Raw genomic sequence first — 25,803 nt, 5'->3', positions numbered from 1 at the left:
GCGTTGATGCCCTCGGCCGGATCAATCAGAATCAGCGCCACATCGGCTTCGCGCACGGCTCTCTGGCTGCGCTCGATGCCGATTCGCTCCACCACGTCGTCGGTTTCGCGCAAACCGGCGGTGTCGATGATGTGCACGGGCACGCCGTCGAGCGTGATTTGTTCGCGCACGGTGTCGCGCGTGGTGCCGGCGATGTCGGTAACGATGGCGATGTCGTCGCCCGCCAGCGCGTTGAGCAGGCTGGATTTGCCTACGTTCGGCGCGCCCACCAGCACCACGTTCATGCCTTCGCGCAAAATCGCGCCCTGCTCCGCACTGGCCAACACGGTTTTCAGACGGCCTTGAATGCCCGCCAGTTTGCCGCGCGCGTCGGCGGCTTCGAGAAAGTCGATTTCTTCTTCGGGAAAGTCCAACGTGGCTTCCACCAGCATCCTGAGCGTAATCAAATCATCGACAAGTTCATGAATATGCTGCGAAAACGCGCCTTTGAGCGAACGCAGGGCCATGCGCGCGGCGGATTGGCTGGACGCGTCAATCAAATCGGCCACGCTCTCGGCCTGCGCCAAATCGAGTTTGTTGTTAAGAAACGCGCGCTTGGTGAACTCGCCCGGTTCGGCCAGCCGCGCGCCCAGCTCCACGCAGCGCGCCAGCAGCATCTGCATCACCACCGGCCCGCCGTGGCCTTGCAGTTCCAGCACGTCTTCGCCCGTGAAACTGGCGGGCGCGGCGAAATACAGCATCAGGCCGTTGTCGATGGCAAGGCCGTCTGAATCGAGAAAATCGGTGTACAGAGCCACGCGCGGCTTGGGCGTTTTGCCGCCGCTGACGGCCTGCGCGAACGACAGCAAATCTTTGCCTGAAATGCGGACAACGCCCACACCGCCGCGCCCGGGGGCGGTGGCGATGGCGGCGATGGCGGGGCTTGGGTGGCGTGCGGGCAACATGGCTCGGCTTTCGTTTTCAGGATTTCGAATAGCAGGAATTATAGCAAAAGGCCGTCTGAAATTTTTTCAGACGGCCTTTTGCATATATTGGAAATGTGGTTAAGACATACCTATGCTGTGGGATTTTTCCCCTTGTTCGCGCTCCAGTTGACGTTGTCGTTCTTCCTGAAGCAGTTTGTTTTCGGCTATTTGCAGTTGCCGCATACTTTCCTCGATAGGAGTGTCAACTGCTTTTTGGAGGCTGAATTCGGCGGTAACCAAATCGGGCTGCTGATGGCCGATAAGGACGTTGTCGCCGTCGACATCGATTTTGGAAACACTGCGCATATTTTCGAATCTGCCGTAGGCGGCCATAGCGGCAGCAATGTTGTCGAGTTTGTCTTGGGGGTAGCGGATATTGTAGTAATCGCAGAATTTGGTAAAACATTCTTTACCGTTGACCATAATGGCTTCTGCTTGTGGGGAGAGGGAGTATGGGGACAATTCCTGCGCTTTTTCGGGCATGTCTTCCAGTCTTAAGGCCGGGGCGGCTTGGACGTATTGAGATTGGTTTTGCTGTCCGTCAGGGTTTGATTCCTGCTGTCGGTTTTCCGACATATTACGCCCCGGATCTTTATCGATAAGCTCGCGGGTTTTGTTATACATTTTCCCTACATCATTAAAGTATTTTTTGAGGTCGTTTATATATTCATTGGTATAGAGCGAAGGAGAGTGTATCAGTCTGTTGGCCAATATGCCGCTGTTGCCCAGCAGAGGCAGTCCCTTTTCGGCAGATATTTCCTGTTCGGATTTGGCTGCCAACAGATTTTTGAATTCCTTATCGGTAACATTGACGAATTTCAGACGGCCGGTATCGGCATACTCCATAGGGACGGTTTTACCGATTCCTTTCGGATCGAGCGTTATTTTGAATGCGGCATTGGCGGTATCAACCATTTGTTTCTTGACCCTGTCTTCGATTCTATCTGTGTTAGACGGGCCGCCTTCGAAGTCGAAATTGTCTTTGACCGGCGTGATTCTCAGATTGCGGATTTCCTTGCTGCCGTCGGGCTTGACGATGAATTGCAGTTTCTTAAGGTCTTCAGGTGTAACCGTTACCTGTGTCGAACCGAAGATAAAGGCGCGTTCGACATAGTCTCGGGTGTTGACACCTGTAAAGTATTGGGAAACGGATACAGTAAAACCTTTGTCTTTCTTAGGATTTGTTTTATAAAAATTATCTTTTAAATCAATGAATTCTTCTTTATAAATTATATTTCCAATTTCGTCAAAAGTATAAGGCCGGTCTCTTACCGGCAATTTTTTCTTAAAGAAATTTTCAAACAGTGCAAAGTTTGCGGCCGAAGCATACCTGCCTGCACCATTCTGCATATAATCAACCGCATCAATTCTGACGGGTGTTCGGGCGGCATCGGTTTTGGATGCTGCCATATGCTCCCGTTTGGGCGGTGTGGAGGAATTCCATAAGTAATGGGATAAAATTCTATCCACAGTTATTTCGGAAACTTTTAAAGATTTTTGATTTTCATTGATACCTGACATAAGTATGACTCCTTAAAAAAATAGGTTAAATTAAAAACAAGTTTGGATTAATTAATGTAATATGGCTGCCATAACACATCGCCACAATTATTCATTAACAATATTCTCGAAAAATCTGATTGATAGGTTTTTTCTTTGCTCTCATCCCATTGATACAATCCTGGAATGGTTTTTCTAAATTCTAAATAAAAATTACCTACACCAAAGTCTTCTATCCTAATGTCTTTAGGTATATGGTTTTCAGGGAAAACAGACAAACCGATCTCATTATGGGAAATCAATTTATTATTTTTAATCTTCGGTTCAGCTTCCTTTTTACTCAAAACCTTGCAGCAATCAGAGCCGTAAATGGTTGCACCGTTTTCATCGTAATCTCTACTAATCAGGGAAAAGCCTTTATTGCCGCTGTCCGCGATATAGCCGTTCAAATCATCAGGCTGTTTGACTTCCCTGTTCATATACTGTGCCAAAAATCCGCTATCCGCAGGATCTTTTTCTGCCAACAGCAGTTTGTCCCATTGCGCATTGGTATAGCCGTGCGTTGAAAACCATACGCTACAGGCTTTATGTTCCTTATTTCTTGTGCAGTCAGCTCCCGTATAATTGGTTTGCCCCTGAAGTTTGGTCGAGTCCGAACCGTAGGCTGTAACTTCCCCCAACAGCCTGCCCGCAAAACCGACCATCGCGTTCTGCTGCAATTCTTCGGGTTTGTAAAACTTCCTGTCCCGCCAGCAGTAGCCTGCTCTGAGTTTTTCCCGATATTCCTTTTCGGAAGTCCACATCGGTTTCGGGTCTTTGGCAATCAGATCATTCCAGTATTCGTATTTGTCGGGGAAATAATGCCCGTATGCGATGATTGCAATCGATACGGCGATAATCAGCATGACTAGGGCTATCGAACCGCCCAAAAACAGGAAAAAATATTTGAATATCTTTTTCAGCATAGAAGATGTTCCGGAAGATTACTTGGCCGTCTGAAGGCTATCTGAAAATTTTAATGTAGAGTAGGGGAATTCCATAAACCGGCAGGTATTTTCTTGGGCGTCGGATTTTGCCGGTTCGGGAATTTTGTATTTTGTCATTATGTACTCCTTGAATACCTATTCCAGTATCTCTAAAGCCGTCTGAAAAACAGCTTCCAGACGGCCTTGCCCAACTATCAAGCCTTCTTCACAAATTCCGATTTCAAATTCATCGCGCTGCCGTCGATTTTGCAGGCGATGTCGTGGTCGCCTTCCTGCAGGCGGATGCCTTTGACTTTGGTGCCTTGCTTAATCACCATCGAGCTGCCTTTTACTTTCAAATCCTTAATCAAAACAACGGTATCACCGTCGGCGAGCGGCGTACCGTTGGTGTCTTTTACGGTTGGGGATACGTCGGTTTCGTCGGCTGTGCCGGTCTGCCATTCATGGGCGCATTCGGGGCAGACGAGCTGGATGCCGTCTTCGTAGGTGTATTCGGAACCGCATTGCGGACAGGGTGGTAATGTCATGATATTTCCTTGGTTTTTCATTTAAAATACGCGGTGATTATATAACACCGCTTTGGGAAGCCCTCGATGACCGTTTGGCTGTTCGACCTCGATAATACGCTGCATCATGCCGATGCGGGAATTTTCAACATCATCAATCAGGCGATGACGGCCTATCTGGCAGGCCGTCTGAATGTGGCGCACGCGGTGGCTTCGCACGTCCGTCAGGATTACTGGCACCGTTACGGTGCGACGATGGCGGGGCTGCAAATCCACCATCCCGAAATTTCCATCGATGAGTTCCTGCGCGAATGCCATCCGCTCGATGCCGTATTGCCGGCTTTGGTGCCGGTGGAAGGTGTGGCCGAAACTTTAGGCCGTCTAAACGGTCGAAAAGCTGTGTTGACCAACGGCCCGTCGTTTTACGCGCAGGCTTTGCTCGAAGCGATGGGGCTGGCGGAATTTTTCGGGCATACCGTCGGTACCGACGATATGGGTTACCGCTGCAAACCCGACCGCGAAGCCTTTGTTTCGGCCTGCCGCATGGTGGGCGTTGCCCGTGCGCAGGCGTGTATTCTGGTGGACGACAGCGCCGACAATCTGCATGCGGTGAAAAAGTTTGGCATGAAAACGGTGTGGTTCGGGCAGAGTGCGCACGATTTGCCGTTTGTGGATTTTGCGGCGAGAGATATGGCTGCGCTGGCGGATTGGGCGGAAGAAAACGGGTTGGCCGTTCCTGCCTGCGGCTGACAACCGGAGCAGCCGTACGCACAGGCCGTCTGAAAACCGCCCTGCCCCGCCGATAAAAACCTGCCAAACACGGGCAAATTCATTAAAATGTGCGAAACCGTTTCACGACTACTTTATTAAGATAAGGAAAAGAAAATGCGCTATCTCCCCCTGATTCTTGCCGCAGCCCTGCTCGCAGGCTGCTCTTGGGAAACCTACCAAAACGCCGACGGCCGCACGTCGCTGCGCCAGAAATACGCGCCCGGCACGCCCGTGGTGTATCAGGACGGTTCGTATTCGCGCAATATGCGCTACAACCAATACCGTCCCGAACAGCGCGCCGTGTTGCCCGAATCGGGCAGCCACAGCGTGAGAGGCACCAGCTGGGGTAGCGGCGAAACGCCCGCGCAGCCATAAGGTTCGGCCGCCTGCTGCTGCGGCCGAAAACCATACGGAAAACCCGTCTGGTTTCGTTCCGTGCGGATTAGTCGGCACGGAAACCTTATCAGGCTGCACCGGCATCTTCCGAACCAAAACGACCATTACGCATCAGCGTATCCAAAAGGCCGTCTGAAAACCGTTCAGACGGCATTCCCGTATCCAACCTATCGAAAGAACCATCATGACCCAACCTCTGCACATCGTTATTCTCGCGGCCGGAAAAGGCACGCGCATGTATTCCAAAATGCCCAAAGTGCTGCACGAAATCGGCGGCGAACCGATGGTGGCGCGCGTTATCGACACCGCCAAAAGCCTCAACCCCCAAAGCATCTGCGTGGTTATCGGACACGGCAAAGAACAGGTTTTAGACAAAGTAAAACGCGACGTGGTTTGGGTGGAGCAAACCGAACAGCTCGGCACCGGCCACGCCGTCAAAATGGCCCTGCCGCACCTGCCGAAAGAAGGCCGCACGCTGGTGCTCTACGGCGATGTGCCGCTGACCGACACCGCCACTTTGGAAGCCCTCTTGGAAGCCGCCGGCGACGAAGTCGGCCTCTTGACCGACGTATTGGACAACCCGACCGGCTACGGCCGCATCATTCGCGAGAGTGAAAAAGTGGTGGCCATCGTCGAAGAAAAAGACGCAGATGCGGCGCAAAAAGCAGTCAAAGAAACCAATACCGGCATTCTCGTGCTGCCGAACGCCAAACTCGAAGGCTGGCTGGGCAGCCTCTCTAGCAACAACGCGCAGGGCGAATACTACCTGACCGACCTGATTGCACTGGCCAATTCAGACGGCATCGCCGTACATCCCGTACAAGTGCGCGCCTCGCATTTGGCCGCCGGCGTGAACAATAAAGTGCAACTTGCCGAACTCGAGCGCATTTTCCAAACCGAACAGGCGCAAGAATTATTAAGAGCAGGCGTTACCCTTCGCGATCCCGCCCGCTTCGATTTGAGAGGCCGTCTGAAACACGGGCAGGATGTAGTGATTGACGTGAACGTGGTGATCGAAGGCGATGTAGAACTCGGTGATGATGTAGAAATCGGTGCCAACTGCATGATTAAAAACGCCAAAATCGGTGCAGGTACCAAAATCGCCCCGTTTACCACCTTGGAAGACTGCGAAATCGGCGCATCCGCCGCCATCGGCCCCTACGCCCGCCTGCGTCCCGGCGCGAAACTGGCCGACGAAGTACACATCGGCAATTTCGTCGAAGTGAAAAACACCAGCATGGGACGCGGCAGCAAAGCCAACCACCTCACCTACTTGGGCGATGCCGAAATCGGCAGAAAAACCAACATCGGCGCAGGCACAATTACCGCCAACTACGACGGCGTGAACAAATACAAAACCGTCATCGGCGACGAAGTGCGCATCGGCTCCGACACCGTTTTGGTCGCCCCCGTAACCGTCGGCAACCGCGTCACCACAGGCGCAGGCAGCACAATTACCAAAAACTGCGCCGACGGCGAACTGGTACTGGCCCGCGCGCGGCAAACGGTTATCCAAGGCTGGGTAAGGCCGGAGAAAGAAAACAAAAATTAATCTGCTTATCGGTTTTCAGACGGCCTTAAATATTCCAAGGCCGTCTGAAAAAGATATTTTGTAAACCAAGGAGAACTTATGAAACGGAAACTTATCACAGCAATAACCGCAAGCCTGCTGCTTGCCGCCTGTTCCATACTGCCCGAAACAGATAAAGCCAATGAAAAACCTTATTTTACAGGCACTTGGTTATATTCCAACCAAACAGAAGATACTGTTGCCAGTAAAAAACTAACCCTTAAACAATCTGAAAATGTTGTTACCGGAACATGGCTTGAAGGAATTTCGACAGGTAGAGGAGGCAGCGGGAAAGTACAGGGGTATATCAAAGAAAATAAACTGTTTTTAAGCTACTGTTCAGATGAAGGAAATTGGTATCAACCCTGCCCTAAATACGAAAACAATAAAGGTTATTTTGTTATTGAAAACAATAAAATGATTGAATATTATCAAATAGGAGAGAAATATAGAAAGGGAGATGAGTTCATTTTAAACAACGCGGAGTTTTTAAAATAACAGAATCAATGCAAGACTTTGAATTTTCAACAATAACCAGAACATTCAACCGAACCTTATACTGACTATTGTTTCAGACGGCCTTAAATATCCGAGGCCGTCTGAAAAAGATATTTTCCAACCTAAAGGAGAACTTATGAAACGGAAACTTATCACAGCAATAACCGCAAGCCTGCTGCTTGCCGCCTGTCCTACTCCGCCGCCTCACCCGTAACCGCCGTGCCCAGCGCACTGTTTTCCGTTTGGCACAATATTTCCGGTTCGCCGCTGGTATCGTATTGGGCAGCAGAAGCGCAACGGAAAGAACACAGCGGAGAATAATTTTCAGACGGCCTCGGGCAACCTGCCCGCGGCCTTTTCTTTGCACAGAAGAAATAGGCTACAATACGCCCGTCAATCCATAATTTTTCCAAACCACAAGGAAACGCGAAAATGTTCAGCTTTTTCCGCCGTAAGAAAAAACAGGAAAACCAGGAACAGCAACCCGAACAGCCGTTAACTGCACCGGATCATTCCGACAACGGTATGCCTGTCGTCGAAGAAGGGCCTGCATCCGCCGATATGCTTGAAGCGGTGGAAGACGCTTTGGCGGCGGATTATTCGATGCTGTCGGAAAGCACGGCGATGTTTGAAGACGAAGACGATGCGGCGCGCGCCGAAGCGGAGCGTTTTGCGGAAAGGCCGTCTGAACGTCCAACCGGAGCGGCGGCGGTAGCGGAACAAAATGCGTATCGGCAACAGGCTGCACGGCCTGAAAAAATGCCGGAAACCGATACAGCGGCAATATCTGCCGAAACGGTAACAGCAACCGTCCGAACCGACGCAACCGAAATCAGGCCGCCTGAAACGCCTGCCGCAGATTCTGCCGACACACCGGCCGTTACTGCGCAAACGGAAGCCTTGCCTGTCGAAACGGTTATCGAACCTGAAACGGAAAAGCTGCCCGCCGAAACGGTTGCCGAAACCGAACCGCAACCGTCCCGCAACCTGTCTCCCGACACCCTGCCCGCCGTACAAACCGTACCGGCACAGGAACCGGTCAAGCTCGGCTGGGCCGCCCGTTTGAAACAGGGTTTGGCCAAGTCGCGCGACAACATGGCCAAATCGCTGGCGGGTGTGTTCGGCGGCGGACAAATCGACGAAGATTTGTACGAAGAACTGGAAACCGTGCTGATTACCAGCGACATGGGCATGGAAGCCACGGAATACCTGATGAAAGACGTGCGCAAGCGCGTGTCGCTGCGCGGCCTGAAGGACGGTACGGAACTGCGCGGGGCGTTGAAAGATGCGATTTACGACTTAATCAAACCTTTGGAGAAGCCGTTGCAACTGCCTGAAAACAAAGGCGAACCGTTCGTCATCATGCTGGCGGGCATCAACGGTGCGGGCAAAACCACTTCCATCGGCAAGTTGGCGAAGTATTTCCAATCGCAGGGCAAATCCGTTTTGCTGGCCGCGGGCGACACTTTCCGCGCGGCTGCCCGCGAGCAGCTTCAGGAATGGGGAGCGCGCAACAACGTTACCGTGATTTCTCAGGCCACAGGCGATTCGGCGGCGGTGTGTTTCGACGCGGTTCAGTCGGCCAAAGCCCGCGGTATCGACATTGTGCTGGCCGACACCGCAGGCCGCCTGCCCACGCAATTGCACCTGATGGAAGAGATCAAGAAGGTCAAACGCGTTTTACAGAAAGCCATGCCCGATGCGCCGCACGAAATCATCGTGGTATTGGATGCCAACATCGGCCAAAACGCCGTCAATCAGGTAAAAGCGTTTGACGACGCGCTGGGATTGACCGGCCTGATCGTAACCAAGCTCGACGGCACGGCCAAAGGCGGCATTCTCGCTGCGCTCGCTTCCGACCGCCCGATTCCCGTGCGCTATATCGGTGTGGGCGAAGGCATCGACGATTTGCGTCCCTTCGACGCACGCGCGTTTGTGGATGCGTTGATTGACTGATGTCCCGACACACAGGCCGTCTGAAAAATACGGTTGTTTACGGCGTATCCACCGATGAATTGATGATAGGCAAATACTGTGGATGTAAATACATTAAAGGCCGTCTGAAAAACATTTTTCAGACGGCCTTTTGTTTTAACCGTATTGATGTCGGGCGATGAATTCAGGTTTTATCCGTATTCGGAAATTTGAAAAACAAATACACCGAATCCGCCGGGAAACTCTGTTTTTTAATATTGAAAGCCGCCCGAAACCGTCATTCCCGCACAGGCGGGAATCCATCTTTGAATTTAAAGAAACCGTTTTTTATCCGGTTGCGAATGTTCGCTCCGGATTCCCGCCTACGTAGGAATGACGTTACTGATGCAGTCAACGCATTGCCCAAATTAGCCAAATACAGTTTTGTAAATTCGGGTTTCCACCGACATGGGAACGGTACAAAACGTTCCGCACCGCCGAATCCATCTGCCGTAATGACTGGTCAAAGCGTTTTCAGACGGCCTAACCTTTTTTGCCTTTCTTCACGCCTGCGGCCAAACGTGCGGCAACGTAATCCACCATCAAATCTCTCTTGTTCCAGAAAAAATCCTGCATTTTTTCCAACGAATAGATTTTGCGTACCATCAGCGGCAGGCCGTTGTGGATAATCGCGGCAATGTCGTTGTTTTGCGGCTCACTGTCCATCGCGGATTTAAGGTCGGTCTGCTGTTCGGCCAGATAAGCGTTGAGCTCCTTCACTACGCCGCCGTGGATTTCAAACTGTTTCAACATGGTTTTCCCTTTTTGTGTATCGGTTGTCGGAACCGGCAGCCAAACGCATACCGGCTGTTATATTTGCGGACGTTATTCTAACAAACTCCCCTGCCCATGACCTGTATCGGACGGTAATTTTCCTACTTACGGCCAAACCGCGGGCGGAATCTGTGCTGTTTATGAAACAGCAGGATTGTCCGAACCGAAAAACCGGCGGCAGACGCCCTCTTTGTAACAAGCCGGAAAATCGCAGGCGCGGCAACGGTAAAACAAAGCCACAGCGGGAAACAAACCGATTTGCTGTACAATAGCGCCGTTTGGTTTGAGGCCGTCTGAAAATGTATCTGTGGTTTAAATTTCTGCACGTTTTTTTCGTGATTTCATGGTTTGCCGGGCTGTTTTACCTGCCGAGGATTTATGTGAACTGGGCGCAGGTGGATGCGGCGGCGCAACCGGAAGAATACGCGCGTCTCGAAGGAATGGCCTTGCGGCTGTACCGCTTCATGACGCCGTTGGGGATAGGCGCGCTGGCATTCGGCTTGGCGATACCGTTCGCAACGGGTTGGTGGAATATGGGTTGGGTACACGTCAAAACACTTTGCGGCGTAGTGCTGGCGGTTTACCACCTGTATTGCCGCGTACTGCTGACGGCCTTTGTGGAACGGCGCAATGTCCGCAGCCACAAATGGTATCGGGTTTTTAACGAGATTCCCGTGCTGCTGATGATTGCCGCGCTGGTTATGGTGGTGTTCAAGCCGTTTTAGAAAAGTGGTTTTCCACACCAAAGGCCGTCTGAAAAGGTTTTCAGACGGCCTTTGCTTTGTAAAATTGTCGATAATACCGTGCTTATACACAAAATTATCCACAACGGTAAAATCGTCTGCAAGCCTTGTCAGACAACGTTTTGCGGGCTTCCTTCCACAAACTTTTCCACATTTTCCGCCAATATTTCAAACAGACGGTTGCTGGCTTCTTCGCTGCCCCAAGCCATATGCGGGGTAATGATGAGGTTGGGCAGGCGTGCCTTTAAAAGCGGATTGCCGTTTCGCGGCGGTTCTTCCGTCAAAACGTCGAAACCCGCACCGCCGATTTTTCCGTATTTGAGCGCGGCCACCAAGGCATTTTCATCCACCAATCCGCCGCGCCCGCAATTCACGATGATCGCTCCCGCTTTCATGTTTTGCAGTTCCGCTTCGCCAATCATGTTGCGCGTTTCATCGTTGAGCGGACAATGCAGCGACAATACGTCCGCCGTTTTGACGGCTTCGTCGAAAGAAACATAGCCTTCGCGTACGGCGGCAGCGTTTTTATGTTCGGCAAACACCACGTTCATCTTGAACGCGCGCGCATAATCCGCCAACGTTTCGCCGATATTGCCGCGTCCTAATACGGCCAGCGTTTTGCCGTTCAAATCGCGCATCGGCGCACCGAAATGACAGAAAAACGGCGATTTTTCCCACAAACCTGCAGCCACGTCGCGCTGGTAGGCAGGCAGGTTGCGCATCAGTGCAATCATCAGCATAAAGGCGTGTTCGGCCACCGATTCGTTACCGTAGGCACGGACGTTGCACACGGTAATGCCTGCGGCTTTGGCAGCCGCGGTATCGACGTTGTTGGTGCCTGTGGCGGCCAGCGCAATCAGTTTGTGCTGCGGATTGGCGGCGATGTGTCCGGCATTGATGACGACTTTGTTGGAAATCACGATGTCCGCACCGGCAATCCTGTCGGCGGTTTCTTCCGGCAAAGTTGCACCGTATTCGATGAGTTCGTGCGGGAAACTGAAACTAAACGGGCGTTTGACAATGGTATCGCGGTCGAGCACGACGACTTTGAGCGGGTTCATTTTGATTATCCTTTGCTATGAAAAATTTTTTAATGATAGCTTTCGACTAATATTGTTTGGGAAGAATCAATTTTATTCTTATCCGACAACATATTATGATTAAACCCTAAAAATCACAGGGTCTTTCAGACGGCCTTTTTGGGAATTATATCATGTTGAAAACATTTACTTTTGCTGTTTTACATTTTACGGTAGGTTTCACCGTTGCCTATCTGCTGACGGGTGATGTCGGTATTTCAAGCGCAGTCGCGTTGATTGAACCTGCGGTTAACACAGTGGTATTTTATTTTCACGAAAAAGCATGGAACCGCTTCGAGCGCAAAAAAGGATTGGAAACCCGGAAAATGGCGGTACCGCTGCATCAGGTGGTGGATTGCAGGTAAAACGGAATATGCGGACAGGCCGTCTGAAAATGTTTCAGACGGCCTGCTTTTTTATGCGGTAAGAACTTCCGCTGTATTGTCCGAACTGTTTTGCGACCGGTTCAGAAACCCGTAGCAAACGGGCAACTGGCGGGCAATCAGGTTGAGCTGTTGCCAAAGTACGCTGCTTTGACGGTTGTCGGGCAACTCCTGCTGTAATGTTTGGAGGCTGTTTTGGATTTCGTTTAATGCCGTCTGAAAAGTTTCAGACGGCATTGCATGGAGCTGTTCAAGCACATCCGCAATGCAGTGGGCGGTTTGATAGAAAATTTCGGCAAAACCGCCGCCGAAATCTTTTTCCATTTGGTTGCGGTATGCGCCGAGCGCGGAAATATAGCCGATAAGGGCGTAATTGGTTTTCAACAGGTTGAAACCGTCTTGCAGGCTTTCGCCGTATTTTTCCGGGTCGCTGCTCATATTGGACAGGGTGCTGCTGAGCGCGGCAGCGCGTTCGTTCATCTGACGGCGGACAACGCGGTAGGCAATGTCGTCGGTACTGCCGTTTTGCAGTTGCTCCAAGATTTTTCTCAGATACGCACCGCTGCCGGAAACGGCTTGGGCGGCGGTTTGGTTTAAAGTCAGGTAACGCCAGTCCGGCCACAGATAAGTAACGGCTGCCCAAGCAATCGCCGCGCCGATAAGGGTGTCAATGATGCGCCACGGAGTGGCGGTAAAAACATCGAAACCGGACAAAGACAGACTGGTAAGTGCCTGAACGGTAATAAAAAATGTGGAAAAACTGTATTTGTAGCTGCGGGTCAGGAAAAACAGGGTGGTCGAAGCGATGATGATCCAGAGTTTGGTTTCCACCGAAGGCGTAAAATAAGGCACGAGCGAACCGACCACCACGCCGACCACCGTACCTACAATACGTTGGTTCACCCTGCTTTTCGTTGCGGAATAGTTGGGCTGGCACACAAACAGAGTAGTCAGCAGAATCCAATACCCCGAATCAAGCCCGAACAGGTAGATAAACAGATAGATAATCAGACAGGCGCAGGTAACGGCGATTGACAGGCGCACGGCATGGCGGAACACCGAAGATTCGAAATTGAGCTGGCTTTTGACAGTTTGCAGCGTATATTTCAAACCGCCTTTTTCCTGCCCTGCAATACGGGCGTCTTCCGGTATGCCCGCCTCACCTTTACTGCCGCTGAGATGGCGCAACTGGTAATCGACGCCGGTAAGGTTGTCGATAAGCTGCTGCAAATGGTGGATTTCCGAACCGTTGCGGTTTAGTCCGTAAACGGCGAGCGATTGGCGGCAGCCTTCCATTGCGCGGCCAAGCCGTTTGCCGTAATCATAGTCTTTACCGCTGCGCAGGCTTTCGGCAACGTTCCGGCAGGCTTGGCCTTGCAGTTCGAGCAAACGGTGAATGCGGAAAATCAGGTCGGAATTTTTCAGTTTTTCCGCCAGTTCGCGATAATCGGCATGGGCGGAACTGATGCGTTCGTGAATATCCTGCACCACAAAATAATAACGCAGCATTTTTTGTGTGCGCGGATGGCGGTGCTGGCCGCGCATCCGGTAAAACAGCGCGTTACGGCAGCGGTTGAATGCGGCGGTAACGTCGGAATTGACCATTGCCAAATCGATTTGGCGGTTTTCCAGCCATTCCGCTTCATCGGGATCAAAAAAATCGGCTTTGGTTTCGAAATAACGGCCCATCGTTTCATATGCCGCCGCCACGCTTTCCTGAACCGGCCGGTGCGGAAAAATCATTTGGAAAAACAATACACTCAGGCTGTATATCAACGTACCGGACAAAATCAGCAGCGGCCCGGCATACCAAAGCGTGCCCGGCACGTGGGCAAGCGATGTGTAAACGGCCACTGCCAGCGTACCGAAGGCAAACGTGCGGTAACGCAGTCCTACGGCACCCAAAAGCGTGAAACAGAACGTCATCACCATCATCGCCGCCGCATACCAAAGCCCTTTGCCGAGCGTCATTTGTGCCGTTACCGATGCCAACGCAAACAGACACATCGACACGACGATGTTTTTCAGACGGCCTGTCAGGCGGTTGTCCAAATCCACCAATCCGCCTGCGATAATGCCCAATACCAAAGGCGTAATCAGTTCCGGTACATTGAAATGCCACACCAATGTAGACACGGTAAACGTGCTGCTCAGCACGGGCAATGCGGAAATAATGTAAGGCTTGAGCGGCGGCGTTCTCATGGCTGTGTTTTTTGCGTCATTATGGGGGGTTTCGGGAATTTTAGCAGGAACGGCAGGGTTTGGAAGCAGACCGTATATTTGCAGCCGGTTTGCAATTCGCCGCTTTCTTTTCCGGATGCAGACAAAACGGTGGAAACCTGTTGAAAGCGGTCTTTTATCCACCGCATTTTTCAGACGGCCTGATTTTATCCACAACCTTCCACACATCCGGACATCTGTTTTACACAGACTTTTTATCTTTTTAACTTACTGAAAAAAATAGGTTTTTAAAATTATCAACAAGATTGCCGAACGTTTCAACATCATAGTCTTTTTATTTTTTAAAATATAAATTTAATCGGTCTTGCTTTAAGCAAACAGCAATCGCAAAAGTATTTAAAAGCCTAGGGTTAAGGATTGTTAAAACCAACCAAACAGGGTAGAGTAACGCCCCACAACCAAAACGCTGGAAGGACAAACAATGAAAGGCAACATCGGCGTCATCGGTTTGGCCGTAATGGGTCAAAACCTGATTCTGAACATGAACGACAACGGTTTTAAAGTAGCGGCTTATAACCGTACCACATCCAAAGTAGACGATTTTCTCAACGGAGCCGCAAAAAATACCAATATTATCGGTGCCTATTCGTTGCAGGATTTGGTGGAAAAACTGGAAAAACCCAGAAAAATCATGTTGATGGTCAGAGCCGGCAGCGTAGTTGACGAATTTATCGGCCAGCTTGTGCCTTTACTTGAAGAAGGCGACATCATTATTGACGGCGGCAATGCCAATTATCCTGATTCGACACGCCGTGTCCGCGAGCTTGCAGCCAAAGGCATCCGTTTTATCGGAGCAGGTGTTTCCGGCGGTGAAGAAGGTGCAAGACGGGGGCCGTCGATTATGCCGGGCGGCGACGAATCCGCATGGCCTGCGGTACGGCCGATTTTCCAAGCAATTGCCGCCAAAACACCGCAAGGCGAACCCTGCTGCGATTGGGTCGGCAGGGACGGTTCCGGACATTTCGTCAAAATGGTACACAACGGCATTGAATACGGCGACATGCAGTTGATTTGTGAAGCCTACCAGTTTATGAAAGACGGTTTGGGATTGGATTATGACGAAATGCACGAAATTTTCGCTGCATGGAACAAAACCGAACTGGATTCCTATCTGATTGAAATTACTGCCGATATTTTAAAATTCAAAGACACCGACGGCAGTCCGTTGGTGGAAAAAATCCTGGATACGGCGGGTCAAAAGGGTACGGGAAAATGGACCGGCATTAACGCGCTGGATTTAGGCATCCCGTTGACCCTGATTTCCGAATCCGTATTTGCACGCTGTGTTTCCGCGTTTAAGGACCAACGCAGCGAAGCGGCAAAACTGTTCGATAAAACCATTAAACCTGTTGAAGGTAATAAAAAACAATGGGTTGAAGATTTACGTCAGGCCTTGCTTGCATCCAAAATTATTTCTTATGCACAAGGCTTCATGTTGATTCGTGAAGCAGGCGAAACCAATGATTGGGCGTTGAATTACGGCAATATCGCTATGCTTTGGAGGGAAGGCTGCATTATCCGCAGCGCATTTTTAGGCAATATCCGTGATGCTTATGAGACCAATCCGGACTTGGTGTTTCTCGGTGCAGACCCGTATTTCAAAAACATCTTGGAACAATGCCTGCCTGCTTGGCGACGGGTTGTGGCCAAAGCCATTGAAAGCGGTATCGCCATGCCCTGTATGGCATCGGCTATCACGTTCTTAGACGGTTATACTACCGAACGCCTGCCTGCCAACTTGTTGCAGGCGCAGCGTGATTATTTCGGTGCGCATACTTATGAACGTACCGACAAACCGCGCGGGGAGTTTTTCCATACCAATTGGACGGGAACCGGCGGCGATATTGCTTCAACCAAATACGATGTTTAAATTTTCCATTCAGTTTTAAAAACATAAGGCCGTCTGAAAACTTTCAGACGGCCTTATATTACAGAACATCCAATCTTGTTTTCAGACGGCCTGATTTTGCCTAAATCCTTACAAATCCAGTAAAATGGCCGTCTGAAAAATCGAAAGAAAAGAACATTATGGAAGCCGAATTGATCAACCAACTGAACAACACGCTTGATGATTTGGAACAGCGCAGCACCGATATCCGCGAATATATGGATTATCAGGGCAAAAAAGAGCGGCTTGAAGAAGTTGTCGGCCTTTCCGAAGACCCCGAACTTTGGAACGACCCCAAACGTGCACAGGAAATCGGTAAGGAACGCAAATTGTTGGAAGGCGTGGTGCTCACGCTCGACAATATTGCCAACGGTATCGAAGACAGCCGTATGCTGATTGAAATGACCGTGGAAGAAAACGATGCGGACGGTTTGGCTGCTGTTGAACAGGATGTCGCCAATCTGGAAAAACAGATGGCGGATTTGGAATTCAAGCGGATGTTTAACCAGCCGGCCGACCCGAACAACTGTTTTATCGACATTACCGCAGGTGCGGGCGGTACGGAAGCGGAAGATTGGGCGGGAATGCTGTTCCGCATGTACAGCCGTTATGCCGAGCGTAAAGGTTTCAAAGTGGAAATCCTTGAGGAAGACGACGGTGAAATCGCAGGTATCAACCGTGCCACCATCCGTTTGGAAGGCGAGTACGCTTACGGCTTGCTGCGTACCGAAACCGGCGTGCACCGTCTTGTGCGTTATTCGCCGTTTGATTCCAACAACAAACGCCATACTTCGTTTGCTTCGGTATTCGTGTATCCTGAGGTGGACGACAGTTTCGAAATCGAGATTAACCCTGCCGATTTGCGCACCGATACCTACCGTGCATCGGGTGCGGGTGGTCAGCACATCAATAAAACGGATTCTGCGGTGCGTATTACCCATTTGCCTACGGGCATTGTGGTGCAGTCGCAGAGCAGCCGTTCACAGCATGAAAACCGCCGCATCGTGATGGAAATGCTGCGTTCAAAACTGTTCGAACTGGAGATGCGCAAGCGCAACGAAGAAAAACAGGCATTGGAAGAAGGCAAGAGCGATGTGGGCTGGGGCAGCCAAATCCGTTCGTATGTATTGGATTCTTCAAGGATTAAGGATTTGCGTACCGGTTACGAAGTGGGCAATACCAAAGTCGTGCTTGACGGTGATTTGGACGGCTTTATCGAAGCCAGTTTGAAACAGGGTGTATAAAAACAGGCCGTCTGAAAACTTTTCAGACGGCCTGAATCATATGTCGGATTCTAAGGACACAATATCGATGATTTCTGCCTGTTTGCCTTGAATTTTAAACTTGATTTCATGTTTTGAGATATTCATTACATAAATCCGATCGGGAATATCCTGATAGGCCGGACGGGGATCTTGGGCGATGCTTTGGCTGATTAGGTTTTGCTCTGTAACGGAAAGTCGGGTTTTATTGATATGGTTTGCCCAAATCACATCGAGTTCTTCCGGTTTGCCGTTTACGAAACCGGCGGCGGCATCCGGTTTCGCTTCTGCAAACGGAATATAGGGCTTGATGTCGATAACGGGCGTACTGTCCAACAAATCTGCGCCGCTGCAAAAAATTTTCACGGGTTTCCCGCATTCAATCTTTTCGAGTTTGAGTAACGATAGACCCAGATGATTCGGGCGGTGGGGACTTCGGGTAGAAAATACGCCGGTTTTCTGTTTCCCCCCCAAGCGGGGCGGACGCACAAGTTGCGACCAGCCTTCTCCGATAACGCCGTGAAAAATAAAGCTGACCCAGATGTAATCGAAATGCTCCAATCCGCGTACGCTGTCGGCGGAAAACTGCGGGTTAAGCTCGATACATACTTCGGCTGCTGAAACCAAACCGGGTTGGCGGGCGATGCCGAATTTCTGTTTGTAAGGGGAGTGAACCACGGCGATGGTTTCAATCATATACTGCATGGATTTGTTCCGTAAAAGCTGTCTGAAAACTGTTTTTTGGGATTTTGTTGACAGAAAAATTTGAATTGGTCAGTGTCTGCCGTATAAGGCCGTCTGAAAAGTTTCAGACGGCCTTATACGGTTCAATTTGTAAACCGCTTTTAAACAGTTTCGGGCTTTTATCTTTGTTATAATACGAAATCGGTTTATATAAAGGCTTTCGCCATGATTATTGTATCAATTGATGTGGATGCTCAAAAAACGTTTTCTCCATTATGCCCGAATGAATTGCCGGTTAACGAAGGAGATACGATTGTAGCAGAGCTGAATGCCCAAGCGGCATTGGCGGATTTTCGTGTAATGACGAAAGATGCGCACAGTCCGTCGGCAAAATGGTTGGTACAGAATCCCGAAGAAATGTTGAAGCCGACCGGTTTGAAAGAAGCCGATATTACTTGGGTATCGCATGCGATTGTCGGCAGCAGAGGTTACGAATTGCTCGACGGTTTGCCTTTAGCGCAAGATTATGATTATTGCGTATGGAAAGGCGTTGACCCTGAATTCCATCCTTATGGCGCGTGTTACCACGATATTTCGGAAAAACTCAGTACGGGTTTGATTGAATGGTTGCAGTCAAAAGGAGCTACCTTAATTATTGTGGGCGGATTGGCTACCGACTATTGTGTAAAATCAACGGTGCTGCAGCTTTTAAAAGGCGGAAACTGGAAAGTTGTGGTAAATGCTTCGGCATGCAGAGGAATTGATCCAGAAACAGTAGAAGCTGCGTGGAACGAAATGTACGAATCCGGGGCGATTGTACTTGAAAATGCCCAAGAAATTGATAAATTTATTAAAAATCAAAAAGTTAATTTTTGATGTTTCATGTGAAACATAAAGTTCATGAAAATACTGCTTGTCCGCTTATCGAGTATGGGGGATTTAATCCATACCTTGCCTGCTGTTGAAGACCTATCCAAAAATCGTTCCGATATAGAGCTTCATTGGTTATGCGAAACAGGGTTTTCCGATATTGCCCGTCTACATCCTTTTGTGAAAAAAATACATGAGATGGGTTGGCGTAAGTGGCGTAAACATTTGGGCAAGTCGGAAACTTGGCATGAGATAGGCCGTCTGAAAACAAGATTGGATCAAGAGAGATTTGACTTTGTGCTTGACAGCCAAAGTCTGATAAAAAGCGCAATATTTGCAAAAATGGCCAATGCGCCCGTTTTTGGTTTGGATAGGCAGTCTGCGCGTGAACCTTTGGCTTCCTTGTGTTATCGGGAAAAGTTTAATGTGCCGAAGGGTAAAAACGCAGTATGGCGTAACCGTGAATTGTTTGCTCAAGTGTTCGGTTATCAGATGCCATCTGAAATGAATTTCGGTTTGAATGTTCCCAATGAAGGATATTTAAACGGTTTGCCAGCTCAATATTTCGTAGCTTTGCATGCCACCAGTCGTGACAGTAAATTATGGCCGTTGGAGAATTGGTTGGCACTTTTGCAAAAGCTGTACGAAGATACGGGTAATCTAATATATCTTCCATGGGGAAATGATACGGAAAGGCAACGTGCTGAAGAAATTGCTGCAAAATTTCCATTTGCAAAAGTATGCGGAAGAATGAATCTGTTGCAGGCGGCTTATCTGTTGGATAATGCTTGTGGCGTGGTCGGCGTGGATACCGGTTTGCTGCATTTGGCCAATGCATTCGATAAGCCCTTGGTAGGAATTTATACGGATACCGATCCGGTAAAAACCGGTGTACAACCGTCGAAGTGGGCTGTAAATTTAGGCAATATCGGCCAAATTCCGAGGGTGGACGAGGTGTTCGAGCAGTTAAAGAAATCGATAGCAGTAAAAAACGGTACGGTCTGATTTCAAAATAATATTTCAGACGGCCTTATAGTTATGTGCTGTTTCAGGAGGGTTTATGAAAGTATTGGTTGCGGTAAAGCGCGTGGTGGACTACAACGTAAAAGTCAGAGTAAAAGCTGACGGTTCTGATGTGGATATCGACAATGTGAAAATGGCGATGAATCCGTTTGACGAAATAGCAGTTGAAGAAGCTGTGCGTTTAAAAGAAGCAGGTAAAGTGTCTGAAATTATAGCAGTATCTTTAGGCAGTAAAAAATGTGAAGAGACTTTGCGGACAGCTTTGGCTATGGGTGCAGATCGTGCAATACATGTTGAAACCGACCATAAACTCGAACCGTTGACGGTGGCAAAGGTCTTGAAAAAAGTAGCGGAAAAAGAGAATCCGCAGTTACTGTTTTTAGGCAAACAGGCAATTGATAACGATGCAAACCAAACGGCACAAATGCTTGCAGCCCTTTTGAATGCACCGCAGGCAACTTTTGCTTTTAAAATTGATTTATCAGATAACGAAGTGACGGTAAAGCGTGAAATAGACGGTGGTGAAGAAACAGTTGCTTTGACATTCCCTGCCGTAATCAGTACGGATTTGCGGTTGAACGAACCGCGTTTTGTAAAACTGCCTAATATTATGGCAGCTAAGAAAAAACCGTTGGAAAAAATCAGCCCCGAAGACTTGGGTATAGATACTATGCCGCGTTTGCAGGTGTTGAAAGTGTCGGAACCCAAGCCCCGCCAGGCTGGTGTAAAACTTACGGATGTAGTCGAATTGGTTGATAAACTGCGCAATGAAGCAAAAGTAATTTGAAGGGCTGGAAAATGACTATTTTGATTGTGGCAGAACACGATAATAAGCAGCTTAATCCTGCTACCTTACATGCTGTAACAGCTGCAGCAGGTTTAGGAGAAATTCATATTTTAGTAGTCGGTAGTAATATGATTCAGGTAGTGGAAAGTGCTGCTAAAATAAAAGGAGTTTCAAAAGTATTGGCAGCCGATGCCGCTCATTTTTCAGACGGCCTTGCAGAGGAAATTGCCCCGTTGATGGTGAAATTGGCTACTGATTACTGTTATATTGTCTCAACAGCAACAGCTTTCGGTAAAAATCTGATGCCAAGGGTTGCGGCATTATTGGATGTTCCGCAGATTTCCGATGTAACGGAAATTGTGGATGACAAAACATTTGTTCATCCGATTTATGCAGGAAACGTATTTGAAACGGTGCAGTATAACGGAGACAAATTGGTATTAACTTTCCGGTCGACTGCTTTTGATGCAGCGGATGTGGAAGGTGGAAATGCGGAAATCGTAAATGTAGAAATTACCGAAGCACAAAATATCAGTAGATTGGTCGAACGTAAATTGATACAGTCGGATCGTCCCGAGTTGACTCAGGCAAGTATCGTGGTATCCGGTGGGCGCGCACTGGGAAGTGCGGAACAGTTTAGTTCGGTGTTGACTCCGTTGGCCGATGCATTGGGCGGCGCTGCGATTGGTGCAACCCGTGCAGCAGTAGATGCAGATTATGCACCCAATGATTACCAAGTCGGACAAACCGGTAAAGTGGTTGCACCGCAGCTTTATGTTGCCGTAGGCATTTCAGGTGCAATCCAACACACAGCGGGTATGCAGGATAGCAGGGTTATCGTAGCGATTAATAAAGATCCTGATGCAGCTATTTTCAACATTGCCGATTACGGTATTGTCGGTGATTTGTTTGAAGTAGTTCCTAAATTGACTGCTGCATTGAAAAACTAAAAATCTGTTTCACATGAAACTGAAAACTTTGCTTTTCAAAAAAAGAGGGCAAAGTTTTCTTTTTGGTAAGACATATTTTACGATTAATGCGTTAAACAATTTTTGGAAAATAGAATAGAGTGGATGCAGAGAAGTTTTAATGAATACTTATCGAACACTTTTAGCAGAGTCCCAAGGAGAATTCAAAGATAAAGGCAGCCGGTTTATTGCCTATGCCTATCCGGTTCAAACTGCCGTTGCCGTAAAAACTTATGTAGAAAATTTACGGCAGCAGCATCACAAAGCCCGACATTGGTGTTATGCCTACCGTTTGGGGACAGACGGTACACAATTCCGTGCCAATGATGACGGTGAACCTTCGGGTAGCGCGGGACGGCCGATTTTGGGGCAGATTGATTCCTTCTGTGTAACCGATGTTCTGATTGTTGTCGTCCGATATTTTGGAGGCACACTTTTGGGTGTACCTGGTCTCATCCATGCTTATAAGAACGCAGCCCAACTTGCATTACGATCTGCCGAAATTATTGAAAAAAACATTGAAAAAACAGTCTATCTACGTTGTACTTATCCGCATTTGAGTGAGGTGCTTAGAATTGCAAAACAGCATCACGTGGAAATCTTAGAACAGGATTTACAACTAGATTGCCGCCTTACCTTTCGTGTACCGTTATCAGTCTATCCGGTTTGTCTTACCGTGTGGCAGGAAACCCACTCGATAGAAGTGTCCGATGAACCGTTTTGCATGTAAAGCTTTTTGTCCTATGCCGTCTGAAAAAATATCGGAATGAAACAAACATTGAGCAGTAGTCAGTAAGGATATGGAATGATTCAGGCCGTCTGAAAACATTTTTCAGACAGCCTTCCGTTTAATCTGCCTCAAAAAGAAAACACACGTTACAATACAACCCATTTAATTTAACCAGACTTAATGGAGCAACCCATGAAACTTCTCGTTATCGGCAGCGGCGGACGCGAACACGCACTGGCTTGGAAACTCGCCCAATCCACCAAAGTTTCTACCGTTTACGTTGCACCCGGCAATGCCGGCACAGCGGTCGAACCCAAGCTGCAAAATCTTGCACTTACCGCCCATCAAGACCTGATTGGTTTCTGTAATAAAGAAAACATCGCATTTACCGTTGTCGGCCCCGAAGCGCCGTTAGCCGCCGGTATCGTAGATGATTTCCGTGCCGCCGGGCTGGCCGTATTCGGTCCTACCAAAGCCGCCGCACAATTGGAAAGTTCCAAAGATTTTGCCAAAGCATTTATGGCCAAACACGGTATTCCCACCGCACAATACCGAACATTTGAAAACGCTGGGCAAGCGCATGAATACATCGATGCCAAAGGTGCACCGATTGTGATTAAGGCCGATGGTTTGGCCGCAGGCAAAGGCGTGATTGTCGCCATGACTTTAGACGAAGCCCATGCTGCGGTTGACGATATGCTGCTGGGCAATAAAATGGGCAATGCAGGTGCACGCGTGGTCATCGAAGATTTCCTGCAAGGCGAAGAAGCCAGCTTTATCGTGATGGTGGACGGTGAGAATGTATTGCCGATGGCCACCAGCCAAGACCACAAGCGCCTGTTTGATAACGATCAAGGCCCGAATACCGGCGGTATGGGCGCATACAGCCCTGCCCCCGTGGTTACGCCTGCCGTATACGAACGCGTGATGAACGAAATCATCCTGCCGACCGTGCGCGGCATGAAGGCCGACGGCAACGAATTTACAGGTTTTCTGTATGCAGGTTTGATGATTGATGCCGACGGTGCGCCCTACACCATCGAATTCAACTGCCGTTTCGGAGACCCCGAAACCCAACCGATTATGAGCCGTTTGGACAGCGACTTTACCGATTTGATTGCCGCAGGCATCGAAGGCCGTCTGAACGAAGCAAAAGCCGAATGGAACGCGCAAACTGCCGTCGGAGTGGTGTTGGCGGCGGAAAACTACCCTGAAACACCGAAAAAAGGCGACGTGATTTCAGGTATCGATGCCGCAAACCAAACCGGTAAAGTATTCCATGCAGGCACGGTTTTGAACGAAAAAGGCGAAACCGTTACCAACGGTGGCCGGGTGTTGTGTGTCGTCGGTTTGGGCGACGGTGTACAAGCCGCAAAAAACAAAGCTTATCAGGCGTTGGAACAAATCCGTTTCAACGGTATGCAGTTCCGTAAAGACATTGCCGATAAAGCCATAGGACGGGATTAACCGGATATTCAGGCCGTCTGAAATTTTTCAGACGGCCTTTGCTTTACAGGCTTTCTTTTTCAGAACCAGAAGCCGTGAAATGCATGACGATACCGATACCCTTGTTCCCGCGTAGAGATCAATCGAACCAAAGTACTTCAGGCTTTTTTATAAAATTACATACATTACTATCACTGTATTTTAAATCTGCCGCCATATATCATTTTCAGACAGCCGTTTCCCATATTTCCATCATGCCCCGTTCCGATTACGCTTCCCGTTCCGACCGCTCGAACGACCGCCGCATCAGCCGTACCCGTTTTGCCGCACGCTGCCTTCCCTCTTTGGCAGGTACGGTGTTGGTTGTTTGGTTGGCGCAGCAGATGCTCGGCCAGATTTCTGAGCTGGATACTGCCAATCTGCCTTTGTTCGATGTCATACGGTTCGGCGGTTCGTTTCTGATTTTCGCCACCGCAGCCTATATGTTGGTGCGCCACCAACACCGCCATCTGGAAAAACGCTGTAACGATGCGGGAAGCGGTTGGGGCGGCGAAGAGTGGCTGTTTCGGGTGGGACGGCTGGCTGCGCCTATCGGTATGCTGCTGCCGTTTTGGTGGTCGCCCGTGGTCGCTGTGGTATTGGTGCAATTCGTTTATGGTTTGAGTCTGCCTTATAATCCGCTGCCGAATTTAAGCGGTTATCCGCGACGGGACGATGCACCTCTGCTACCGCTGGCATGGATGTCGGGTTTGACGGCGGTCGCGATGGTGGCATTGGCGCTTTTGGCTTAGGCCGTCTGAAAACATCCGGACAGGCCGACAGAAAATGGGTAAAAAACCGAAAGATTATTCCGAATTTCCCCCGATGCTGTTCCCTTACATCAAAACCGTGCCCGAAGCAGTATTGAGGCGGATTGCGGACGGGGATTACGGCATGGATGCGGAACGGCATTTTGAACTGCTCAAACAAGTTGTCGGCAAACAAAACGGCTATTTGAGTGATGACCAAGCCTATTTTCCGGGCGAAGTGATTGATTTGGCGGTATGGGATTCAGACAGGACAGGCGGTTACGCTTATACGGTGTGCAGCCTGATTCTGATTCAAAACCAGATAAACAGCAGATGTGGCGGTGTTGAGTTGGAAATGGTTTGGGAACGTTACTGCAATCAGGAACGGGCGAAACTGCCGCCGAGTATGCAGAAAGAGTTGGATTCGGCTTATGCGCTGGCATTCGAAAAAGGTATATTGGGAAAGGCCGTCTGAAACTTTTATGCGCAGTTGATGCAATGTTTCAGACGGCCTTTATCCGTCGGATTCCTGTATAATTTAAAAATTCCGTTTTTTCAGACGGCCTTGCGCATATCAAGGCCGTCTGAAACTGTTTTAGCGAAAAGAATTTATGTTGAACAAAATCTTTACTTGGTTTGAATCGCGCATCGAACCGTATCCCGACGATGCCCCGAAAACGCCCGAAAAAGGGCTGTTCCGCTTTATTTGGAGCAATCTCGACGGCATGCGCGGCTGGATTGTGGCGCTGGCCGTGTTTACCGCCGGCATCGGCATCATGGAAGCGCTGGTGTTCCAGTTTATGGGCAAAATCGTCGATTGGCTGGGCAAATACACGCCCGCAACGCTGCTGGCCGAAAAAGGCTGGGCGCTGGCCGCCATGCTGGCGATGATGCTGTTTGCGGTGTTGTGGCAGTTTGCCGCCTCGAATTTGCGCCTGCAAACCCTGCAAGGCGTGTTCCCCATGCGCCTG

The 25,803-nt window shown here is 49.4% G+C and carries 25 protein-coding genes and 2 pseudogenes; 19 read left to right on the top strand and 8 right to left on the bottom strand.

Annotation, left to right across the window (positions count from 1 at the left end; all coding sequences use genetic code 11):
- The 4 genes from mnmE to ACEYDX_RS00260 form a co-directional block, all read right to left on the bottom strand.
- On the bottom strand, positions 1-944 hold a 944-nt coding region (gene mnmE / locus ACEYDX_RS00275), incomplete at its 3' end, for a tRNA uridine-5-carboxymethylaminomethyl(34) synthesis GTPase MnmE (protein WP_373740045.1).
- Positions 945-1,043: 99 nt separating this feature from the next.
- Entirely contained in the window at positions 1,044-2,486 is a 1,443-nt protein-coding gene (locus tag ACEYDX_RS00270; protein WP_373740044.1) for a calcium-binding protein, read from the bottom strand.
- A gap of 47 nt (positions 2,487-2,533) precedes the next feature.
- Complete coding sequence (locus ACEYDX_RS00265; RefSeq protein ID WP_373740043.1) at positions 2,534-3,430, bottom strand: hypothetical protein; 897 nt, start codon at positions 3,428-3,430, stop codon at positions 2,534-2,536.
- Positions 3,431-3,645: 215 nt separating this feature from the next.
- Entirely contained in the window at positions 3,646-3,978 is a 333-nt protein-coding gene (locus ACEYDX_RS00260) for a zinc ribbon domain-containing protein YjdM (protein ID WP_373740042.1), read from the bottom strand.
- A 66-nt stretch (positions 3,979-4,044) separates the two neighbouring features.
- Here ACEYDX_RS00260 and ACEYDX_RS00255 point away from each other — a divergent pair, with 66 nt between their 5' ends.
- From ACEYDX_RS00255 to ftsY, 6 genes and pseudogenes are all read left to right on the top strand, one after another.
- Positions 4,045-4,707, top strand: a complete 663-nt coding sequence (locus ACEYDX_RS00255; RefSeq protein WP_373740041.1) for a pyrimidine 5'-nucleotidase — start codon at positions 4,045-4,047, stop codon at positions 4,705-4,707.
- 135 nt (positions 4,708-4,842) lie between these two features.
- Positions 4,843-5,103: a spore cortex protein gene (locus ACEYDX_RS00250; protein ID WP_373740040.1), complete on the top strand. Its 261-nt coding sequence runs from the start codon at positions 4,843-4,845 to the stop codon at positions 5,101-5,103.
- Positions 5,104-5,308: 205 nt separating this feature from the next.
- Entirely contained in the window at positions 5,309-6,676 is a 1,368-nt protein-coding gene (glmU, locus tag ACEYDX_RS00245; protein ID WP_373740039.1) for a bifunctional UDP-N-acetylglucosamine diphosphorylase/glucosamine-1-phosphate N-acetyltransferase GlmU, read from the top strand.
- Between the two features lie 78 nt (positions 6,677-6,754).
- Positions 6,755-7,192 carry a hypothetical protein gene (locus ACEYDX_RS00240; RefSeq protein WP_373740038.1) on the top strand — a complete coding sequence of 146 codons (438 nt, stop codon included), beginning with the start codon at positions 6,755-6,757 and terminating at the stop codon, positions 7,190-7,192.
- 198 nt (positions 7,193-7,390) lie between these two features.
- Positions 7,391-7,513 (top strand): annotated as a pseudogene (locus tag ACEYDX_RS00235) (transporter, sodium/bile acid symporter family protein); the annotation flags it as partial.
- A 303-nt stretch (positions 7,514-7,816) separates the two neighbouring features.
- A complete protein-coding gene (ftsY, locus tag ACEYDX_RS00230; RefSeq protein WP_373740047.1) occupies positions 7,817-9,148 on the top strand; it encodes a signal recognition particle-docking protein FtsY in 1,332 nt (443 codons plus the stop codon).
- Positions 9,149-9,649: 501 nt separating this feature from the next.
- Here the strand turns inward: ftsY and ACEYDX_RS00225 are convergent.
- A complete protein-coding gene (locus ACEYDX_RS00225) occupies positions 9,650-9,919 on the bottom strand; it encodes a hypothetical protein (protein ID WP_373740037.1) in 270 nt (89 codons plus the stop codon).
- Between the two features lie 320 nt (positions 9,920-10,239).
- Here ACEYDX_RS00225 and ACEYDX_RS00220 point away from each other — a divergent pair, with 320 nt between their 5' ends.
- Positions 10,240-10,665, top strand: coding sequence for a CopD family protein (locus ACEYDX_RS00220; protein ID WP_373740036.1), 426 nt, complete (start codon positions 10,240-10,242; stop codon positions 10,663-10,665).
- Positions 10,666-10,793: 128 nt separating this feature from the next.
- Here the strand turns inward: ACEYDX_RS00220 and ACEYDX_RS00215 are convergent, their stop codons facing one another.
- Positions 10,794-11,744: a D-2-hydroxyacid dehydrogenase gene (locus ACEYDX_RS00215; RefSeq protein WP_373740035.1), complete on the bottom strand. Its 951-nt coding sequence runs from the start codon at positions 11,742-11,744 to the stop codon at positions 10,794-10,796.
- A gap of 152 nt (positions 11,745-11,896) precedes the next feature.
- On the opposite strand from ACEYDX_RS00215, the gene ACEYDX_RS00210 reads away from it, so the two are divergent.
- On the top strand, positions 11,897-12,127 hold the full coding sequence (locus ACEYDX_RS00210; RefSeq protein ID WP_373740034.1) for a DUF2061 domain-containing protein: 231 nt from the start codon (positions 11,897-11,899) through the stop codon (positions 12,125-12,127).
- A gap of 51 nt (positions 12,128-12,178) precedes the next feature.
- Here ACEYDX_RS00210 and yccS read toward each other — a convergent pair whose 3' ends face one another.
- Positions 12,179-14,347 (bottom strand): YccS family putative transporter, encoded by a 2,169-nt coding sequence (yccS, locus tag ACEYDX_RS00205; protein ID WP_373740033.1) that lies wholly within the window; start codon positions 14,345-14,347, stop codon positions 12,179-12,181.
- Positions 14,348-14,807: 460 nt separating this feature from the next.
- On the opposite strand from yccS, the gene gnd reads away from it, so the two are divergent.
- Together gnd and prfB are read left to right on the top strand one after the other, a co-directional pair.
- Entirely contained in the window at positions 14,808-16,256 is a 1,449-nt protein-coding gene (gene gnd, locus ACEYDX_RS00200; protein WP_373740032.1) for a decarboxylating NADP(+)-dependent phosphogluconate dehydrogenase, read from the top strand.
- A gap of 158 nt (positions 16,257-16,414) precedes the next feature.
- The gene (gene prfB, locus ACEYDX_RS00195; RefSeq protein ID WP_373740031.1) at positions 16,415-17,518 is read left to right on the top strand and encodes a peptide chain release factor 2; all 1,104 of its coding nucleotides are present in this window, start codon (positions 16,415-16,417) and stop codon (positions 17,516-17,518) included.
- Positions 17,519-17,554: 36 nt separating this feature from the next.
- Here the strand turns inward: prfB and tsaA are convergent, their stop codons facing one another.
- Positions 17,555-18,241: a tRNA (N6-threonylcarbamoyladenosine(37)-N6)-methyltransferase TrmO gene (tsaA, locus tag ACEYDX_RS00190; RefSeq protein WP_373740030.1), complete on the bottom strand. Its 687-nt coding sequence runs from the start codon at positions 18,239-18,241 to the stop codon at positions 17,555-17,557.
- Positions 18,242-18,448: 207 nt separating this feature from the next.
- Here tsaA and ACEYDX_RS00185 point away from each other — a divergent pair, with 207 nt between their 5' ends.
- From ACEYDX_RS00185 to ACEYDX_RS00145, 9 genes and pseudogenes are all read left to right on the top strand, one after another.
- A complete protein-coding gene (locus ACEYDX_RS00185) occupies positions 18,449-19,096 on the top strand; it encodes a nicotinamidase (protein ID WP_373740046.1) in 648 nt (215 codons plus the stop codon).
- 24 nt (positions 19,097-19,120) lie between these two features.
- Complete coding sequence (gene waaC, locus ACEYDX_RS00180; RefSeq protein ID WP_373740029.1) at positions 19,121-20,095, top strand: lipopolysaccharide heptosyltransferase I; 975 nt, start codon at positions 19,121-19,123, stop codon at positions 20,093-20,095.
- Between the two features lie 55 nt (positions 20,096-20,150).
- The gene (locus tag ACEYDX_RS00175; RefSeq protein ID WP_373740028.1) at positions 20,151-20,900 is read left to right on the top strand and encodes an EtfB protein; all 750 of its coding nucleotides are present in this window, start codon (positions 20,151-20,153) and stop codon (positions 20,898-20,900) included.
- Positions 20,901-20,911: 11 nt separating this feature from the next.
- A complete protein-coding gene (locus ACEYDX_RS00170; RefSeq protein WP_373740027.1) occupies positions 20,912-21,850 on the top strand; it encodes an electron transfer flavoprotein subunit alpha/FixB family protein in 939 nt (312 codons plus the stop codon).
- Positions 21,851-21,989: 139 nt separating this feature from the next.
- Complete coding sequence (locus tag ACEYDX_RS00165) at positions 21,990-22,598, top strand: YigZ family protein (protein ID WP_373740026.1); 609 nt, start codon at positions 21,990-21,992, stop codon at positions 22,596-22,598.
- Between the two features lie 192 nt (positions 22,599-22,790).
- On the top strand, positions 22,791-24,065 hold the full coding sequence (purD, locus tag ACEYDX_RS00160) for a phosphoribosylamine--glycine ligase (protein WP_373740025.1): 1,275 nt from the start codon (positions 22,791-22,793) through the stop codon (positions 24,063-24,065).
- 233 nt (positions 24,066-24,298) lie between these two features.
- Positions 24,299-24,835 carry a cytosine permease gene (locus ACEYDX_RS00155; protein ID WP_373740024.1) on the top strand — a complete coding sequence of 179 codons (537 nt, stop codon included), beginning with the start codon at positions 24,299-24,301 and terminating at the stop codon, positions 24,833-24,835.
- A 34-nt stretch (positions 24,836-24,869) separates the two neighbouring features.
- Positions 24,870-25,307 carry a hypothetical protein gene (locus ACEYDX_RS00150; RefSeq protein WP_373740023.1) on the top strand — a complete coding sequence of 146 codons (438 nt, stop codon included), beginning with the start codon at positions 24,870-24,872 and terminating at the stop codon, positions 25,305-25,307.
- Positions 25,308-25,443: 136 nt separating this feature from the next.
- Positions 25,444-25,803, top strand: a pseudogene (locus ACEYDX_RS00145) (multidrug ABC transporter ATP-binding protein); the annotation flags it as partial.

This window comes from Neisseria sp. (assembly GCF_041804105.1).
Taxonomy (GTDB): Bacteria; Pseudomonadota; Gammaproteobacteria; order Burkholderiales; family Neisseriaceae; genus Neisseria.
This window is presented reverse-complemented; position numbering and strand designations above follow the sequence as displayed.

Excerpts from the sequence above, each read along its gene's own strand:
- waaC (WP_373740029.1), top strand. The coding sequence starts at position 19,121 with ATGAAAATACTGCTTGTCCGCTTATCGAGTATGGGGGATTTAATCCAT.
- ACEYDX_RS00210 (WP_373740034.1), top strand. The coding sequence starts at position 11,897 with ATGTTGAAAACATTTACTTTTGCTGTTTTACATTTTACGGTAGGTTTC.
- prfB (WP_373740031.1), top strand. The coding sequence starts at position 16,415 with ATGGAAGCCGAATTGATCAACCAACTGAACAACACGCTTGATGATTTG.
- purD (WP_373740025.1), top strand. The coding sequence starts at position 22,791 with ATGAAACTTCTCGTTATCGGCAGCGGCGGACGCGAACACGCACTGGCT.
- ACEYDX_RS00170 (WP_373740027.1), top strand. The coding sequence starts at position 20,912 with ATGACTATTTTGATTGTGGCAGAACACGATAATAAGCAGCTTAATCCT.
- ACEYDX_RS00175 (WP_373740028.1), top strand. The coding sequence starts at position 20,151 with ATGAAAGTATTGGTTGCGGTAAAGCGCGTGGTGGACTACAACGTAAAA.
- gnd (WP_373740032.1), top strand. The coding sequence starts at position 14,808 with ATGAAAGGCAACATCGGCGTCATCGGTTTGGCCGTAATGGGTCAAAAC.
- ACEYDX_RS00250 (WP_373740040.1), top strand. The coding sequence starts at position 4,843 with ATGCGCTATCTCCCCCTGATTCTTGCCGCAGCCCTGCTCGCAGGCTGC.
- ACEYDX_RS00225 (WP_373740037.1), bottom strand. The coding sequence starts at position 9,919 with ATGTTGAAACAGTTTGAAATCCACGGCGGCGTAGTGAAGGAGCTCAAC.
- ACEYDX_RS00265 (WP_373740043.1), bottom strand. The coding sequence starts at position 3,430 with ATGCTGAAAAAGATATTCAAATATTTTTTCCTGTTTTTGGGCGGTTCG.
- ACEYDX_RS00215 (WP_373740035.1), bottom strand. The coding sequence starts at position 11,744 with ATGAACCCGCTCAAAGTCGTCGTGCTCGACCGCGATACCATTGTCAAA.
- ftsY (WP_373740047.1), top strand. The coding sequence starts at position 7,817 with ATGTTTGAAGACGAAGACGATGCGGCGCGCGCCGAAGCGGAGCGTTTT.
- yccS (WP_373740033.1), bottom strand. The coding sequence starts at position 14,347 with ATGAGAACGCCGCCGCTCAAGCCTTACATTATTTCCGCATTGCCCGTG.
- ACEYDX_RS00165 (WP_373740026.1), top strand. The coding sequence starts at position 21,990 with ATGAATACTTATCGAACACTTTTAGCAGAGTCCCAAGGAGAATTCAAA.
- ACEYDX_RS00240 (WP_373740038.1), top strand. The coding sequence starts at position 6,755 with ATGAAACGGAAACTTATCACAGCAATAACCGCAAGCCTGCTGCTTGCC.
- tsaA (WP_373740030.1), bottom strand. The coding sequence starts at position 18,241 with ATGCAGTATATGATTGAAACCATCGCCGTGGTTCACTCCCCTTACAAA.
- glmU (WP_373740039.1), top strand. The coding sequence starts at position 5,309 with ATGACCCAACCTCTGCACATCGTTATTCTCGCGGCCGGAAAAGGCACG.
- ACEYDX_RS00255 (WP_373740041.1), top strand. The coding sequence starts at position 4,045 with ATGACCGTTTGGCTGTTCGACCTCGATAATACGCTGCATCATGCCGAT.
- ACEYDX_RS00260 (WP_373740042.1), bottom strand. The coding sequence starts at position 3,978 with ATGACATTACCACCCTGTCCGCAATGCGGTTCCGAATACACCTACGAA.
- ACEYDX_RS00220 (WP_373740036.1), top strand. The coding sequence starts at position 10,240 with ATGTATCTGTGGTTTAAATTTCTGCACGTTTTTTTCGTGATTTCATGG.
- ACEYDX_RS00150 (WP_373740023.1), top strand. The coding sequence starts at position 24,870 with ATGGGTAAAAAACCGAAAGATTATTCCGAATTTCCCCCGATGCTGTTC.
- ACEYDX_RS00155 (WP_373740024.1), top strand. The coding sequence starts at position 24,299 with ATGCCCCGTTCCGATTACGCTTCCCGTTCCGACCGCTCGAACGACCGC.
- ACEYDX_RS00270 (WP_373740044.1), bottom strand. The coding sequence starts at position 2,486 with ATGTCAGGTATCAATGAAAATCAAAAATCTTTAAAAGTTTCCGAAATA.